Here is a 15,844-nt window from a genome sequence, read left to right on the forward strand (position 1 = left end):
TGCATGTCGCCCAAAACCGCCGCACATTTTTGGGCGACATGCCTCAAAAATTATCCTTGCGCTTGCGGATCTCGGCAAAGACCTCGGCGTCCGTGGCTTTCTCCATGCCGAGATGCTTGCGGATCGCCGGGTCGTGCCAGCGCAGGAACGGGTTGGTCGACAATTCCTCGCCGATGGTGGTCGGCAGCGTCGGCTTGTTGGCGGCGCGCAGCGCTTCGATCTTCGCCGCGCGCTGCTTCAGCAGCGGATTGCCCGGGTCGACCGTCACCGCGAAGCGGGCGTTTGCCAAAGTGTATTCGTGGCCGCAATAGATGGCGGTTTGCGCCGGCAGCGCCGCCAGTTTCTTCAGCGATTCATACATCACCGGCGGCTTGCATTCGAACAGGCGGCCGCAACCCAGCGCAAACAGCGTGTCGGCGGTGAAGGCCACCTTCGAGGCCGGCAAATAATAGGAGACGTGGCCAGCGGTATGGCCGGGCGTCTCGATGACCTCGATCCTTTCCTCGCCAAGGCGCACGACCGAACCCTGGCCGACCGTCTCGTCGATGCCGGGGATCTTCGCCTTTTCGGCTTCCGGGCCGACGATGCGCAATTTGAAGCGTTCCTTCAGCGCCAGATTGGCTTCGACATGGTCGGCATGATGGTGCGTGGTGAGGATCAATGTCGGCGTCCAGCCGGTGCGCTTGATCGCGGCCAGGATCGGCGCCTCTTCCGGCGCGTCGATGATCGCCGTCTCACCGCTCTTCGAATCGTGGACCAGCACGCCGAAATTGTCGGTGCGGCACATGAACTGCTCGATTTCGACCGGCATCGCATGTCTCCCTTTGTCGTCGCAGACATAGGGCGGGCGGGCGCCGATGTCATCCGCATTTGTTGCCTGGCGCGTTTGTTGAACCGGGTGCGTTTGTTGAACCGGGTGCCTTTGTTGAACTTGGCAGGCTTCACGGCTACCGTCCCGCGCATGCATTCGGATATCGTCGACCTGCGCTCCTTCTACTCGTCCACGCTCGGCCGCCTGGCCGAGCATTCGATCACCATGGCGTTGTCGTCCATATGGGCAACCGTGCCCAACGAGCGGCTGGTCGGCCTCGGCTATACACTGCCATGGCTGGAACGCTTCGGCGCCGATGCCGAGCGCGTCTTCGCCTTCATGCCGGCGACGCAGGGCGCGGTGGTGTGGCCGGCCAACGGACCGGCGGCGACGGCGCTGGTCTTCGACGAGGAACTGCCGCTGGTCGATTCCTGCATCGACCGCGTGCTCCTGGTGCACTCGCTCGAACATGCCGAAAACCCGCGCGAGACGCTGAACGAGATCTGGCGCGTGCTGTCGCCGGCGGGCAGGGTCGTCATCGTCGTGCCCAACCGGCGCGGCGTGTGGGCGCGGTTCGAGCACACGCCCTTCGGCAATGGCCGGCCGTTCTCGCGCGGCCAACTGACCGAATTGCTGCGCGAGGCGAATTTCACCCCGGCGACATGGAGCGACGCGCTGTTCTTCCCGCCGTCGCCGCGGCGTTTCATGATGCGGTTCCACAATGTGCTGGAGAGAGCCGGCCGGCGGTTCTGGCCGATTTTTTCCGGCGTCATCGTCGTCGAGGCGCAGAAGCGGCTCTATCAGGGCGTGCCGGTCGCGCAGCGCGCCTCGCGCCGCGTCTTCGTGCCGGTCTTCTCGCCGCAGGGGGCAACGCGGCTTGGCCGGCACGCGGCCGACGGCGCGCCTGGCCCTGTGACGCGTTCGTGATCGCCGCCGCGCCTTGCATCGCGCAGCGATCGTCACCCTATCTGAGGGCATGCTCGATCTGAGGAATGCTCGCTTGGCGCGGTGTTCGTGACCGCCGCGGAAACCAGGAATATCCTTCATGGACAACCAGACCGATAAAAAGCCAGGTCCAAAAAAGGCCGCCGTCTCGGTCGAGGCGAGCAGCCTCGCCGACCAGGTGGCGACGATCAAGCTGGGGTTGAAGGCCTCGCCGGTGCGCAGGCGACTTGCCTGGGTCTCCATAGGCATCGTCGCGGTCATCATCGCAACCTCGATCGGACAGGTTCTGCTCAACCGCTGGAACCAGCCTTTCTACGATGCGCTGGCCCGGCGCGACATGGCTGCTTTCCTGCACCAGCTTCTGGTCTTCGCGATGATCGCCGGCGGGCTTCTGGTGCTCAATATCGGCCAGACCTGGCTCAACCAGATGATCCGCCTGCGGCTGCGCGAGGCGCTGACGCTCGACCTCATCGATCAATGGATGCGACCGGCGCGTGCCTTCCGGCTGGCCAATGCTGGCGCCATCGGCGTCAATCCCGACCAGCGCATGCAGCAGGATGCCGCTCACTTGTCGGACCTGTCGACGGATCTCGGTGTCGGCCTGCTGCAGTCGTTCATCCTGCTTGTCTCCTTCATCGGCGTGCTGTGGCAGCTGTCTTCCGGTTTCGTGTTCCACGTCGGCGGCTATTCGTTGGCGATACCGGGCTACATGGTGTGGGCCGCGTTCCTCTATGCCGGCATCGCCTCGTGGCTGAGCTGGCTGGTCGGGCGTCCGCTGATCAGTCTCAACAGCGAGCGCTACACCCGCGAAGCGGAGCTGCGCTCCTCCATGGTGCGGGTGAATGAGAATGTCGACGCGATCGCGCTCTATCATGGCGAGCCCGATGCCCGGCGCCGGCTCGAGCTCGACCTCGGCACGGTGCTGGGCGCCATGCGGCGCATCTTCACCGCGCAGATCAACCTATCCTGGGTGACCGACACCTATGGCTGGATAACGGTGGTGGCGCCCATCCTGGTGGCTTCGCCGGTCTATTTCTCGGGCGACATCTCGTTCGGCGGGCTGATGATGGCGGTCGGCGCCTTCAACCAGGTTCATTCGTCCCTGCGCTGGTTCATCAACAATATCGGCAGCATCGCCGACTGGCGCGCGACGCTGATGCGGGTGGCCGACTTCCGCATCGCGCTCACCGAAACCGACGCGCTGCATGACACGGAAAAACGCATCCGGTTCGGCGAAAACGCCAATGGCAGCCTGACCTTCGACACGCTTGAGGTGGCTTCGCCGGAAGGCTGCACCAAGCTTGCCCAGACGGACGTCGAGATCCACGCCGGCGAGCGCGTCATGATCACCGGCGAGCCGGGCGCCGGCAAGACATTGTTCTTCCGGGCCATCGCCGGCCTGTGGCCATGGGGGAGCGGCCGGATCGGCCTGCCGGCCGGCGAGACCCCCATCTTCGTGCCGCGCGTGCCTTATTTCCCGGCCGGCACGCTGCGCGAGGTGCTCGATCATCCGAACGGCGAAGCCCCGGCCGGCGATGCCGAGATCGCGGCGGTGCTTGCCGAGGTCGGCCTCGACCGGCTGGCAACCGCCCTTGATCATCCCGGGCGCTGGGAACGCGAGCTCAGCGACGACGAACAACGGGCGCTGGCCTTCGCCAGGCTCGCCTTGCGCAAGCCGAAATGGGTGATCATCGACGAGGCGCTTGACGCGTTCGACGGGCCGACGTTGCGGCGGGTTCTGGCCATGCTTCAGAAGCGCCTGCCCGAAACCGCGATCGTCAATATCGGACGTGGTCAGCACAACAATCAGTTTTTTCCGCGCTCGCTGAACATCGTCAAGGATACCGGCGCGCCGGCGCTGAAACCCGCGCGAGTCAGGGCCGGGGCGATCGAACCACCGCCTCCGGCGGCTCGCCGCAAGAAGGAAACCACTGAAGCATAGGGCGTTTCACCGTTCCGCGGAAAACGGCTCTATCTCTTTGTTTTCACGCAGTTCCTGACGGAAAAGTGTGCAGCGGTTTTCGTCGGCATCGCGTCAAGGAGGCAATCAGACCGCCCGGGCGCCATATTTGGCGCGGAACTCGTCGTAGCAGTCGCGCCGCCAGCGGCGGCCGACGACATAGCCGCGCAAGAGTTCGGCGGGCGAGTAGCCGAGCGACTTGGACGACCGGTTGGCGTGATAGCCCGAAAACGCCTGCGGCAACCTGCCCTTGAGGATATCGGCGATGATCTGGCGCGCAATCATGTAAGGCGGAACGTCGGGATAGCGGTCGGCGATATAAGGATGCTTGTCGATCAGACTGGCGTAGGCCTCGACATAGCCGTCGCGGCGGCCGGAGATGGAATTCTCCGAATTGTACTTCTTCCAGTCGATATCCTCGGACAGCAAGGCGCCGCTGCGCTGGGCAAAGCGCAGCAGCAATTCGCGATCCTGCATGCGCGTGATGTCGCTGTCATAGCCGCCGATCGCGAGCAACGACTCGTGCCTTGCGGTGATCGCCGAGCCGGCAATGAAGATGGTCTGCGAGACCAGGGCACGCTGCAGCGTGCTCTTATCGAGGAAAGCGTCGCGATTGATGCATTTGGTGCTGCGGCTGCCTTTCAGCGACAAGAACGAGCTGATGAGAACTTCGAGCGAGGGATTCTGGTCGAAGCGCGCCAGCGTCCGCTCCAGCCGATCGGGCAGATAGACATCGTCCGAATCGAGGAAGGTCACGACCGGCGCCCGGGCGCGCTCAATGCCCGCATTGCGCGCGGCATTGGCGCCGCGCCATTTGGCGCCGACATAGATCAGCCTCGGGTCGCGGATTTCGGCCAACGCGGCGGCCGTCCCGTCGGTCGAACCGTCGTCGACCACGATGTGCTCGAAGCGGGTAAGTGTCTGCGCCAGAACGCTTTCCACCGCGCGCACGACCTGGCTGCGCCGGTTGTGGGTCGGCGTGATCACAGAGATCAGCGGAGCGTCCTGGTTCGACATCGGGCTGCCACTGCCGGTCGGATCTAGCGTTTGTCGGATGGGTCTGATGGCTATCCTCGCGTCCCACCTCTGATTTGCGACAGACGCTACAAAAAAGCCACGCTTGTGTCACGCAAAGCTATCCGAGAAACGCCGAATTAGTGGCTTTTCCGCAACATTGCGGTTTGATGGCAACACAATCGACGTTCTGGCTAGGCGACAGCCCGCCGGGGCGATGGTCGGCGTTGTCTCGATGACGTCCAAGGTAATCGACCGGACTACCTGACTTTTGCATGATGACCCAACGAGGCCGGCCGATCGGCTTCAGTCCCATGAAGGAGCAGGATCATGACCGCTTACGCCGTTGCCCACATGCGCCAAGTCACGCCGGGTCCCTGGATGATCGAGTATCTGGAGAAGATCGACGCCACGCTGGCGCCGTTCGGCGGACGCTTCGTCGTCCATGGCGGCGATGTCGAGGTCGTCGAAAACAACTGGCCCGGGCATCTGATCGTCATCGAATTCCCCGACAGCCAGCATGTGCGGGACTGGTACCGGTCGCCCGCATATCAACAGATCCTCGAGTTGCGCACCCACAATTCTGAATCCGACGTGGTCTTCGTCGATGGCGTCGAGCATCCGCACAAGGCTACGGATGTGCTTGGGTAGCAGAACAGCGCGCCTTTCCTGGAATTACCCTAGCGCGTTTCACCGTTTCACGGAAACGGCGAACCGCTCTATCTCTTTGTTTCTACGCAATACCGGACGGAAAACCGCTCACACTTTTCCTGGAATTGCCCTAACTGTGCACGACATAGTCGGGCACGATTTCAGGTCCGTCGCGAACGAGCCCCGCCGCCAGGCTGAAATGGCCGAGAAACGCGAAAGTGTAGAACGTCAGGCCAACAATCGCCGCGAAGGGAATTTGCCAGGCCGGCATGCCGGTCTGCGGTGCGAGGTTGACCACGCGCCGCAGCGTGCGCCACGACATTGTCCCCCAGCGCGTGAATGATTTGACGATACGCTGAACCCTGCCAGGCGCGTGAAGCTCGACGAATTTTCGATCGGCGTCCCTGCCGGTCACCAGAGCGCGCCAAAAGAAGAACCGCCAGCCGCGCGGGGAATAGTGGTGAACGCGCGCGTCCACATTGACTATCTTGTGGCCTTCGCTCCAAAGCTCATGCATCAGCAGCGTGCAGGAGACCTTGAAGCCGTTGTGTGCTGGAAATGGGTGGCTGGATATCCAGTCGTGCCGAAAGGCGATGTTGTTGGCGTTGAGAGCACGTTTGGCTGCAAATTTTTTGTCCCCTTCGGCCAGGGGAAAGAACCAGAGCAGAGCAAAGGTCCGCGAGAAGAAGTCGTCGTGCAAAAGATAGGTGTAGCCGTTCACGCAGACGGTTTCCGGCCGTTTGAAGGGCGTCAACAGACCTGAAAGCCAATTTGGTTCGGCAACCGAATCCGAGTCGACGAAAACCACGATGTCGGCTTCGGTCAAAAGGACGCCATTGTTCTTGAGATCGTAGTAGCGGCCACCGGCACAGGCCGCGAAGACCAGCTCGGCGACTTGACCCAAGTGGGGTGCTTCGGCCTCGAAACTGCTGCGCAGCAAATCGCCGTCGGATGGCTCTCCGGCATGCGATATGATGACCGTGGGCCTGGCCATGCCGGCTTCGGAAACCGAGGCAATCTCGCGTGCGAGCGCGTTCAACCCTACGCTGACCTCAGCCCAGTCGATGAAGTTGGCATTCTCCATCTCGAGGACAACCGAATAGGTTGGTCGTTCCGCCATCATGTTCCACCCCGCCCGGCGCGAGACTTAGCAAAAAGCCCGGGGCGAAGCCACCCGTCAGCGCCTCAACAAAAACACCGCCTGCTGGCCGAAGAAGTTCCAGAACCACCAGGGCATCGACAGGCCGATCTTCTGGCCGTTGGCGTCGAGCGCGGTTGCTTTCTCGACCGTCGCGCCGAGTTCCTCGCACAGGTTGACGAAGTCGCGGATGGTGCAGAAGTGGATGTTGGGCGTGTCGTACCAGGAGTAGGGCAGGTCCTTGGTGACCGGCATCCTGCCCTTGATCAGCAGCGAAAAGCGCACGCGCCAGTGGCCGAAATTGGGGAAGGAGACGATGGCGCGGTTGCCGATCCGAAGCAGTTCGTCGAGCACGACCTTCGGGTTGCGCGTCGCCTGCAGCGTCTGCGACAGCACGACGAAGTCGAAGCCCTTGTCGGCGTAGAATTTCAGATCCGTGTCGGCGTCGCCCTGGATAACCGATAGCCCGCGCGCCACGCATTCATTGACGCCACGCTGCGACAGTTCCAGCCCGCGGCCGTCGACCTGCTTGGTCTCCTGCAGGAGTTCCAGAAGCACGCCGTCGCCCGAGCCGACATCGAGGACGCGCGAATTGGCCGGGATGAGATCGGTGACGACCTCGAGGTCGACACGCTGGGCGCGATTGACGCTCATGGCCTTGCCTCCTGCATGGCGCATGATCCAGCTCCGAAAAGTCCGCAACTTTTTGCGTTCGCTGACCTTCGGCTCGGGGTCATGCGCTGAGCCCCCTGGCGCGGGCTGCCGATGCGATGAAGCCGTTGATGGCCGCGAACAGCTCCGGCTCGTCGAGCAGGAAGGCGTCGTGGCCGCGATCGGTCTCGATCTCGACGAAGGAGACGGAAGCGCCCGCCGCGTTCAAGGCATGCACGATCGACCGGCTCTCCTCGGTCGGGAACAGCCAGTCGCTGGTGAAGGAGACCAGGCAAAAGCGCGTCTTGGTGCCGGCGAAGGCGTCGGCGAGGCGCCCGCCATGATCGGCGGCAAGGTCGAAATAGTCCATCGCGCGGGTCAGATAGAGGTAGGAGTTGGCGTCGAAGCGGTCGACGAAGGTCATGCCCTGGTGGCGCAGATAGCTTTCGATCTGGAAATCGGCGTCGAAGCCGAAGGTGAGCGCCTCGCGGTCTTGCAGGTTGCGGCCGAATTTGCGGTGGAGCGCTGCTTCCGAAAGGTAGGTGATGTGGGCGGCCATGCGCGCGACGGCGAGCCCCTTTTCCGGCCGCTTGCCGAAATCGAGATATTTGCCGCCATGCCACTCCGGATCGGCCATGACGGCCTGTCGGCCGACTTCATGGAAGGCGATGTTCTGCGAGGAATGGCGGGCGCCGCTGGCGATCGGCAGGGCGCAGAACACACGCTCCGAATGGCTCGCCGCCCATTCCAGCACCTGCATGCCGCCCATCGAGCCGCCAAGCACGCAGAACAGCTTTTCGATGCCGAAATGATCGACCAGCATCGCCTGCGCGCGCACCATGTCGCGGATGGTGATAATGGGCAGGTCGAGCCCATAAGGCTTGCCCGTCGCCGGATTGGTCGAGGCCGGGCCGGTCGAGCCGAGACAGCCGCCGATGACGTTTGCGCAGATGACGAAGAAGCGGTTGGTGTCGATGATCTTGCCTGGGCCGATCAGCACTTCCCACCAGCCGGGCTTGCCGGTCACCGGATTGGTATTGGCCACGTGCTGGTCGCCCGTCAGCGCGTGGCAGACGAGGATGGCGTTGGAGCGCGCGGCGTTGAGCGTGCCATAGGTCTGGTAGGCGATCTGGAAAGGCGACAGCAGCGTGCCGGCGTCGAGCTTCAGCGGCTTGTCGGGGCCGAACTGCAGCACCGGGCTCGACGGATGGTCGGCCTCGTCCTTGGTCCTTGCAGCGCGCTGAGCGGCCATGTCCATCCTCATCCTGTCCGCATCGGTCTCGTCCCGACGCGGTGTCCGGCCGGCAGCGGACAACAAAAAACCGGCATTGCCGTCGCAAAGCCGGTTACAGGTTGCAAACGGCCCTTTAGCGAGTTGTTTAACGTGGCTGCAAGCCGACCGGCCAAATCACCACGGAAGTCTGGCAGTTCTTCTAGGACCAGCGCCGCGCTTCGTCAACGGGTAGCCTCCTCGCGGCGCTCCAGTCGGTTCACCGCACCCAAGCAGGCCATTTCCTGCCAAGCCAACACATGGCCTGCCTTGTCTTGTCGCAGTTTCTTGCCGGAAAGCCGTGTGGCGCCTTCACGGAATCTGTTCAGCGCTTCGACGCAACACCTAATTCGCTGCGCCGCCAGGCCGAAGGCGAAATGCCAACGGATCGCCTGAATTCGCGACCGAAATGATAGACGTCGCAAAAGCCGCATGTCTCGGCAATCTCGGCGATCGGCTGGTCGTCCTGCACCAGCAGCGACTGCGCGTGCATCAAGCGCTCGCGCATCAGCCACTGATGCGGGCTGGTGCGAAGATAGCGCTGAAACATCCGCCGGGTCTGCGACGGCCCGAGCCCGGTGACGGCCGACAGGGCCGACGCGGTCCATGCGAAACCGAGCGCCCCGCGCATCGCCTCGATACCAGAAGCGAGCGGTTTCGGCAGGTCGTCGCTATCCGGCCCCGCCAACGCGCGATCGATCAGGAGCAGGAATTCGGCAACCAGTTGCGAAAGGCGCAGATCGAGGCTGGCGTCGCGGCGGCGCAACGCGGCAAACAGGCGCTCGAACCATGGGACTGGAGTTGTTCCCTCGGCGAAGGTGGCGCGCGGCGTGCCCTCTCCGAACAGCTTGCGCCGCAGGATGGCGGGCTCCGGGCCGTCCAGCCTGAACCAAAGTACCGTCCAAGGATCCCGGGGATCGGCGGAATGGACGTGCGGAGCCTCGTTCGCCATCCAGACCAATTGACCAGCCCCGACGTCTATCCTTTGCCCAAGCGTTTCGACATAGCCGGCGCCGGCAAGACAGTAGATGATGTCCTGTCCGGGATAGACGGCGCGTTCTATCCGGTAATCCGGTCCGGCGGCGACTTTTCCGGCGCGCAGCACGCTGAACGCGGCGCGGGTCCAGGCCGGGGCTGGCACATAGTGGAAACTCTCAATTACGGACGTTCTTTTGTGCATGCGCGTTTTATACAAAAAATACGTTCCCTTTGTCCATTTTGTTCCGCGGCGGAGGGGCTAAATTCTCCTCAAGAGCCTGGGATTTCCGGCCGGAAACGGATCGGAACCAGGCCTTCAAAAAGGTTCAGGGGCGCCCGTGCCGCATCGCGGGACGCTTTGGGGTTCCAGGGAGAATACCGATGCTCGCGATGACCAGACATGAAGCCGAGCTTTACGCTCGCGACGGCTACATCATTCGCCGTGGCCTGCTGGGCGCCGGTGAAGTCGCCAACTTTCGCGACCACGCCCGCAAGCAGCTCGCGGAGGAGCAGAGCAAGGGCGGCGTGATGTCCAAGGGCGACAAGGAGGGCAAGACCACGCTGCTGAAGATGTGGACCAAGGCCGAAGACGACAAATACGGCCTGCTGGCCCGCGACGAGCGCATGGTCGATCTGGCCGAGGACGCCGTCGGCAAGCCGATCTACCTCTACAGCCACAAGATGACGATGAAGCAGCCCAACGAAGGCGGCGCATGGGAATGGCACCAGGACTTCGGCTACTGGTACAATTACGGCTGCCTGGCACCGGAAATGATGAGCATCTACGTCGCGCTCGACAAGGCGACCCGCGAAAACGGCTGCCTTCAGGTGCTCAAGGGCACGCACAAGCTCGGCCGCCTCAATCATATCCGCGAGAACGAGCAGACCAATGTCGAGCATGAGCACCTGGAAGCTGCCCTGAAGCGCTTCGAGCACATCTATGTCGAGATGGAGGCGGGCGACGCCCTGGTCTTCGACGGCAACCTGCTGCACCGTTCGGACGCGAACCGCTCGGACACGTATCGCTGGGGCTATATCTGCTCCTACAACGCGGTCGAGAACGCGCCCTTCAAGAAGGTGCGCGAATACGGCAACTACGAACAATTGCGCAAGGTGCCTGCCGGTTCTTTCCAGCAGGCTTCCTGAGCAAGCACGACCGGGCAGAAGCCCGGCCTTGAGGACATCGAACCGGGCTTGGGCCCAGGCTGCGGATCGATGGGGAGATGAAGAACAGCGACGGACGGCTGCAGCCGTCGCGCCGCCGTCGAGGGAGGAATGGGATGGCCGATACGGTCAGGAGCGGCGCGCGCGCGGCAGCCGCAGGCCGGTTTGAATTGTCGCGACTCTTGCGGGTCCGTGAGGCTGGCGTGTTCATCGCGCTGGTCGTGATCTGCTTGTTCCTGACCTTCGCGACCGACAGCTTCCTCACGTCGCTGAACCTCTTGAACATAGGCCGACAGGTTTCGCTGCTCGGGATCATGGCGGTCGGCATGACATTCGTGCTGATCTCCGGCGAGGTGGATCTGTCCGTCGGATCGACCTACGCCTTTTCGGGGCTTGCCACCGGCATGCTGATCGTCGCTGGCTGGGGGTTGTTGCCGGCGCTCGCGGTCGGCCTCTTCGCCGGCGCCGTCATCGGCGTCATCAACGGTACCCTGTCCACCTACGGCCGCCTGCCCTCGCTCATCGCCACGCTCGGCATGCTCAGCATCGTCCGCGGCGCCGCGCTCATCCTGACCAACGGCCAGCCCGTCACCGTCAACGCGCGCAACGGCGCGCTTCCCGACGTTCTCGACACCTTCAACTTCATGGGTCAGGGCTATCTGTTCAGCGTCATTCCGATGCAGCTCGTGTTCTTCGCCGTCATCGCCGTGCTGGCATGGCTGGTGCTTTCCTATTTGAACTTCGGCTTCCGGGTGTATGCCGTGGGCGGCAGCGCCAAAGCGGCGCGCGTGTCGGGCATTTCCGTCAACACCGTGAAGATCTGGGCTTTCGTGCTGATGGGGCTGCTCGCCGCCTTCGCCGGCATCCTCAGCCTCGCCTTCCTGCCCAGCGGGCAGGCCGGCCGCACCGGCCTCGGGCTGGAGCTCGACGTCATCGCCGCGACCATCGTCGGCGGCGCCTCGCTGTCGGGCGGCGAGGGCACCATCCTTGGAACCATACTCGGCGTGCTGATCATCGGCGTGATGCGCAACGGCCTTGTGCTGATGGGCGTCTCGCCCTTCGTGCAGGAACTGATGATCGGCCTCGTCATCATCATCGCCGTCGGCATCGACAAATGGACAACGCGCCGCGCGGCCTAGAACCGGATTCGGGTTTCAGGCGGCATCAACCTGAAATCTGAATCCGGTTCCAAATCAGGGAGATAGAGCATGATGTCGTCCGAAAACCGCTGCACACTTTTCGGCATCATGCTCTGAGGGCAATCAAGCCAGACAAAAAAGGGAGGACTATCCATGAAAATCAGACACGTCATTCTCGCGGCGGCGCTCAGCCTGCTGCCCACGCTCGCGCATGCCGAGGCCAAGCTTGCCGATTTCTCGCTCGCCGATCGCATCAAGGCCAAGATCGCCGCAGGCCAGCCGCTCGACATCTACGTTTCCTACCATGACGTCTCGAACGAATTCGCGCCGTTCATGAAGGCCGGCGTGCAGCGGGCGGCAACCGAGGACAAGGTCAGCGCGCAGTTCATCGGCCCGGTCGGCGCCGATGCCGACGGCCAGATCAGCGAGATCGAGACGCTGATGGGCAAGATGGACGGCCTGGCGATTTCATCGGTGTCGACCGACGCGCTGGCGCCGCTGATCGACAAGGTGATCGCCGCCGGTATCCCGGTCGTCACCTTCAACACCGACAATCCCGAAAGCAAGCGCCTGGCTTTCGCCGGGCAGGATCTCGTGCAGTCGGGTCGTGAGGCCGGCAAACTGATGGCCAAGGTCCTCGGCGGCAAGGGCAAGGTGATGATCACCACCATCGACGCCGCCGCCCAGTGGTCGCTCGACCGTGAAAAAGGCGCGCGCGAGGCGCTGAAGGCCGAGCCCGGCTTAGAGGTGGTCAGCACGCTGAACACCGGCACCGATCCGCAGAAGATCTATTCGGCGATCGAGAACGCCATGCTGGCGAACCCCTCGATCTCCGGCATCCTGTCGCTGGAGTGTTGCTCCACTCCCGCCGCCGGCACCTGGGTCGAGCGCAACAAGGCGGCCGACAAGGTGAAGGTGGTCGGCTTCGACCTGCTCGACCAGACCGTGCAGCTCGTGCAGAGCGGCGACGTGCAGGCCACCATCGACCAGGCTCCGGAAAAGCAGGGCTTCGCCGCGGTCGACCTCCTCGTCCAGTTCCTCAAGGGCCAGACGATCGAGAACCTCGACACCGGCGTCGGCGTCTACACCAAGGAGAACATTGCCGAGGTGGCCAAGAAGTAACAATGCCAGCGTGACGGGCCGGCGGGCCGCAGGTTCCGCCGGCCCGTCGAGCCAGCTCGATGACGGCCGCCCCCTCCCTCGCAAACATCGTCGAGATCGCCGGCGTAACCAAGCGGTTTCCCGGTGTGCTCGCGCTTGACCGTATTTCCGTCGGCTTCCGGGCCGGCGAGGTTCACGCCGTGATCGGCGAGAACGGCGCCGGCAAGTCGACGCTGATGAACATCCTGGCCGGGGACCTGCGCCCCGATGGTGGCAAGCTTCTGGTCGAGGGCAGGGACGTGAAACTTTCCTCCCCGCTCGACAGCCGCGCCCACGGCATCACTGTCGTCTATCAGGAGCTGGCGCTCTGCCCGACGATGAGCGTGGCCGAAAACATCATGATGTCGGACATGGCGGCGCGCTCTGCCGTTTCGTTGCTGCCGCGCGATATGATGCGGCGGGAGGCGCGCGATGCGCTTACCCGGCTCGGCATGGGCGGCCTCGATCCCGACACCAAGGTCGGCCGCCTCTCGGTCGCCGAGATGCAATTGGTCGAAATCGCCGGCGCCATCCGCCAGAATGCCCGCGTGCTCGTGCTCGACGAGCCGAATTCGGCGCTTTCCAAACGCGAAAGCGAAAGGCTGTTCGAGGTCGTCAGGCAGCTCCGCGCCGAGGGCGTGACCATCATCTACGTATCGCACCATCTGCGCGAGGTGCTGGATATCGCCGACCGCGTCACGGTGATGCGCGATGGCCGCACGATCGTGACGATGGACAATGAGGGCCTGTCGGAGGACCAGCTCATCCGGGCCATGGTCGGTCGCGACCTCGACGCCGCCATGCAATGGTCGCTTCAGGTCGAACCCAGGCTTGAAGACGAGGACACCGTGCTAACAGTCGAGAAGCTCGAGGCGGCGGGGCTGGAGGACGTCAGCTTCAGCGTGCGCGCCGGCGAGATCCTCGGCATCGGCGGACTTCCCGATTCCGGCAAGGACGGACTTGGCGACGCGCTTTTCGGGCTCTGCGCCCGGCGCGGCAAGGTCACCATCGACGGCAAGGAACTGCGCGGCGCCGATCCACTTGCCGCGATCCGCCTCGGCATGTCCTTCGTTCCGGCCGACCGGCGCGGTTCCGGCGGCCTTCTGCAGATGAGCGTGGCCGACAATGTCGTCTCCGCCTCGCTGCCGCGCTTTTCGCTAGCCGGCTTCGTGCGGCGCGGCGCGGTGAAACGCGAGGCCCGCGCCCAGGTCGCGCGGCTCGATGCGCGGATTTCACATCTCGGCCAGAAACTGGGAACGCTTTCGGGCGGCAACCAGCAGAAGATCATCCTCGGCCGCAGCCTCGTCACCAATCCGCGCGTGCTGGTGCTGCACGAGCCGACACGCGGCATCGATGTCGGCGCCAAGGCGGAAATCTACTCGATCCTGCGCGGCATCGCCGGCGAAGGCATGGCGATCGTCATGATCTCTTCGGAGATACCGGAGTTGATCATGAATGCCGAACGAGTGCTTGTGCTGCGCGACGGCCGCCTGTCGGGCGAACTCACCGGCCAGGCTATCACCGAGACGGCGATCCTAGCATGCGCCATGACATCGTGAGACGGGAATGCGGATGACCAAGCCAAAGATAACCATCGTCGGCAGCTTCGCGGTCGGGCTGACCATGCGGGCGCCCAAGCTGCCCATTTTCGGCGAAACCATGCTCGGCACCGATTTCGACATGGGTCCGGGCGGCAAGGGGTCCAACCAGGCCGTCGCAACCGCGCGTCTGGGCGCGTCGTCGTCGCTGCTCGCCATCCTCGGCACCGACAAGCTCGCCAGCATCGCCACCGATCTCTATGCAATCGAAGGCGTCGACACCGGCCTTGTGAGCACGCGGACGGAGCGGGCGACCGGCGTCGGCTTCATCATCCTCAACGACAAGGGCGAGAACTTCATCATCCTCGACATGGGCGCCAACGAGTTGATGGACGCGGCCACGGTCGACACGGCCGAGGCGCGCATCGCCGAAAGCGATGTCGTCATGACCGTGCTGGAGGTGCCGACGGCCGCCGCCACGCGGGCGATGGAGCTTGGCCGCAAGCATGGCGCAAGGACGATCCTCAACCCGGCTCCGGCGCGCCAGCTGCCGGACACGATCTTCGCCTGGGTCGATTACCTCACCCCGAATGAAAGCGAACTGCGCATCCTGCTCGGCCTGCCCGCCGACGACCCCAGGTCCTCGCGCGAACTCGCCCGGGAATTGCGGCGGCGCGGCGTGCGCAACGTCGTCGTCACACTCGGCCGCAGCGGCGCGCTGATCCTGACCGACGAGATCGACGTCATGGTGCCGGCGGTGCCGGTGGAGGTCACCGACACGACCGGCGCGGGCGATGCCTTCAATTCGGGCTTCGCCATGGCGCTTGCCGAAGGCCGCGGCATCGTCGACGCCGTGCGTTTCGGCGTCGCCTGCGGCGCGATCGCCTGCACCAGGCTCGGCGTCATTCCCGGTCTGCCCCAGCGCGACCAGGCCGACGCGCTTTATGCCGAAGCCATGAAAACCGTATGGAAGGAGCAACCGTGAACCGCAACCGACTGCTTAACGCCGAACTCGCTCATGCCATCGCCTCCATGGGGCATGGCGACCTGATGATCGTCTGCGACGCGGGTTTTCCCATTCCGTCGAGCGCATGGCGCATCGACCTCGCCATCACGCCCGACGTTCCCGATCTCGAGACCGTGCTGACGCCAATCGCGGCCAACCTGATCGCCGAACGCGTCGCCTATGCCGACACGCTGCCCGTGCACAACGCGCCGCTGCTCGCGAAGGTGAAGCGCCTGTTCCCGGACGCCGACCATGAAAGCGTCAAGCACGAGGCCATTCTCGGCGAGATGGCCGCCAAGGCCAAGGTGATCGTGCGCACCGGCGCCTTCGACCCCTGGGGCAACATCCTGCTCTATTCCGGTGTCGACGTTCCGGCCTGGTTCTCCAAGCCCGGCGTTGTCGCGCCCGACTACTACGCCAAGAAACTCAAGGGCTGAGC

At 63.8% G+C, this 15,844-nt stretch carries 15 protein-coding genes and 1 riboswitch; of the genes, 9 read left to right on the plus strand and 6 right to left on the minus strand.

Going from position 1 to position 15,844, the window contains the following annotated elements:
* Positions 1-43: 43 nt before the first annotated feature.
* On the minus strand, positions 44-811 hold the full coding sequence (gloB, locus tag FJ430_RS07630; protein WP_140704846.1) for a hydroxyacylglutathione hydrolase: 768 nt from the start codon (positions 809-811) through the stop codon (positions 44-46).
* A gap of 150 nt (positions 812-961) precedes the next feature.
* Between gloB and FJ430_RS07635 the strand changes: the two genes are divergently transcribed.
* Positions 962-1,738 (plus strand): class I SAM-dependent methyltransferase, encoded by a 777-nt coding sequence (locus FJ430_RS07635; protein WP_140645161.1) that lies wholly within the window; start codon positions 962-964, stop codon positions 1,736-1,738.
* Positions 1,739-1,856: 118 nt separating this feature from the next.
* Positions 1,857-3,698 carry an ABC transporter ATP-binding protein/permease gene (locus FJ430_RS07640; RefSeq protein WP_140704848.1) on the plus strand — a complete coding sequence of 614 codons (1,842 nt, stop codon included), beginning with the start codon at positions 1,857-1,859 and terminating at the stop codon, positions 3,696-3,698.
* Between the two features lie 105 nt (positions 3,699-3,803).
* Here the strand turns inward: FJ430_RS07640 and FJ430_RS07645 are convergent, their stop codons facing one another.
* Positions 3,804-4,733: a glycosyltransferase family 2 protein gene (locus FJ430_RS07645; protein ID WP_140645163.1), complete on the minus strand. Its 930-nt coding sequence runs from the start codon at positions 4,731-4,733 to the stop codon at positions 3,804-3,806.
* Between the two features lie 327 nt (positions 4,734-5,060).
* On the opposite strand from FJ430_RS07645, the gene FJ430_RS07650 reads away from it, so the two are divergent.
* Positions 5,061-5,381 (plus strand): DUF1330 domain-containing protein, encoded by a 321-nt coding sequence (locus FJ430_RS07650; RefSeq protein ID WP_140704850.1) that lies wholly within the window; start codon positions 5,061-5,063, stop codon positions 5,379-5,381.
* 130 nt (positions 5,382-5,511) lie between these two features.
* On the opposite strand, the gene FJ430_RS07655 is transcribed toward FJ430_RS07650, so the two are convergent.
* The 4 genes from FJ430_RS07655 to FJ430_RS07670 form a co-directional block, all read right to left on the minus strand.
* Positions 5,512-6,504, minus strand: a complete 993-nt coding sequence (locus FJ430_RS07655) for a glycosyltransferase (protein WP_140704852.1) — start codon at positions 6,502-6,504, stop codon at positions 5,512-5,514.
* A 54-nt stretch (positions 6,505-6,558) separates the two neighbouring features.
* Positions 6,559-7,173 carry a methionine biosynthesis protein MetW gene (metW, locus tag FJ430_RS07660; RefSeq protein ID WP_140645165.1) on the minus strand — a complete coding sequence of 205 codons (615 nt, stop codon included), beginning with the start codon at positions 7,171-7,173 and terminating at the stop codon, positions 6,559-6,561.
* A gap of 79 nt (positions 7,174-7,252) precedes the next feature.
* Entirely contained in the window at positions 7,253-8,422 is a 1,170-nt protein-coding gene (gene metX / locus FJ430_RS07665; RefSeq protein ID WP_140704854.1) for a homoserine O-acetyltransferase MetX, read from the minus strand.
* Between the two features lie 95 nt (positions 8,423-8,517).
* Positions 8,518-8,595, minus strand: a riboswitch (SAM riboswitch).
* A 170-nt stretch (positions 8,596-8,765) separates the two neighbouring features.
* A complete protein-coding gene (locus FJ430_RS07670; protein ID WP_140704856.1) occupies positions 8,766-9,620 on the minus strand; it encodes an AraC family transcriptional regulator in 855 nt (284 codons plus the stop codon).
* 188 nt (positions 9,621-9,808) lie between these two features.
* Between FJ430_RS07670 and FJ430_RS07675 the strand changes: the two genes are divergently transcribed.
* The 6 genes from FJ430_RS07675 to rbsD all read left to right on the plus strand — a co-directional run bounded on the left by FJ430_RS07675 (position 9,809) and on the right by rbsD (position 15,842).
* Positions 9,809-10,564, plus strand: a complete 756-nt coding sequence (locus FJ430_RS07675; RefSeq protein WP_226892106.1) for a phytanoyl-CoA dioxygenase family protein — start codon at positions 9,809-9,811, stop codon at positions 10,562-10,564.
* 134 nt (positions 10,565-10,698) lie between these two features.
* Entirely contained in the window at positions 10,699-11,721 is a 1,023-nt protein-coding gene (locus FJ430_RS07680; protein WP_140704858.1) for an ABC transporter permease, read from the plus strand.
* A 153-nt stretch (positions 11,722-11,874) separates the two neighbouring features.
* Positions 11,875-12,843 (plus strand): sugar ABC transporter substrate-binding protein, encoded by a 969-nt coding sequence (locus FJ430_RS07685; protein ID WP_140704860.1) that lies wholly within the window; start codon positions 11,875-11,877, stop codon positions 12,841-12,843.
* A 59-nt stretch (positions 12,844-12,902) separates the two neighbouring features.
* Complete coding sequence (locus tag FJ430_RS07690) at positions 12,903-14,420, plus strand: sugar ABC transporter ATP-binding protein (RefSeq protein WP_140704862.1); 1,518 nt, start codon at positions 12,903-12,905, stop codon at positions 14,418-14,420.
* Positions 14,421-14,433: 13 nt separating this feature from the next.
* A complete protein-coding gene (locus FJ430_RS07695) occupies positions 14,434-15,384 on the plus strand; it encodes a ribokinase (protein ID WP_226892107.1) in 951 nt (316 codons plus the stop codon).
* Positions 15,381-15,842 (plus strand): D-ribose pyranase, encoded by a 462-nt coding sequence (gene rbsD / locus FJ430_RS07700; protein ID WP_140658763.1) that lies wholly within the window; start codon positions 15,381-15,383, stop codon positions 15,840-15,842. The genes FJ430_RS07695 and rbsD overlap by 4 nt, the downstream gene beginning before the upstream one ends.
* The last annotated feature ends 2 nt before the right edge of the window (positions 15,843-15,844 follow it).

It is taken from the genome of Mesorhizobium sp. B2-8-5, assembly GCF_006440675.2.
Lineage (GTDB): Bacteria > Pseudomonadota > Alphaproteobacteria > Rhizobiales > Rhizobiaceae > Mesorhizobium.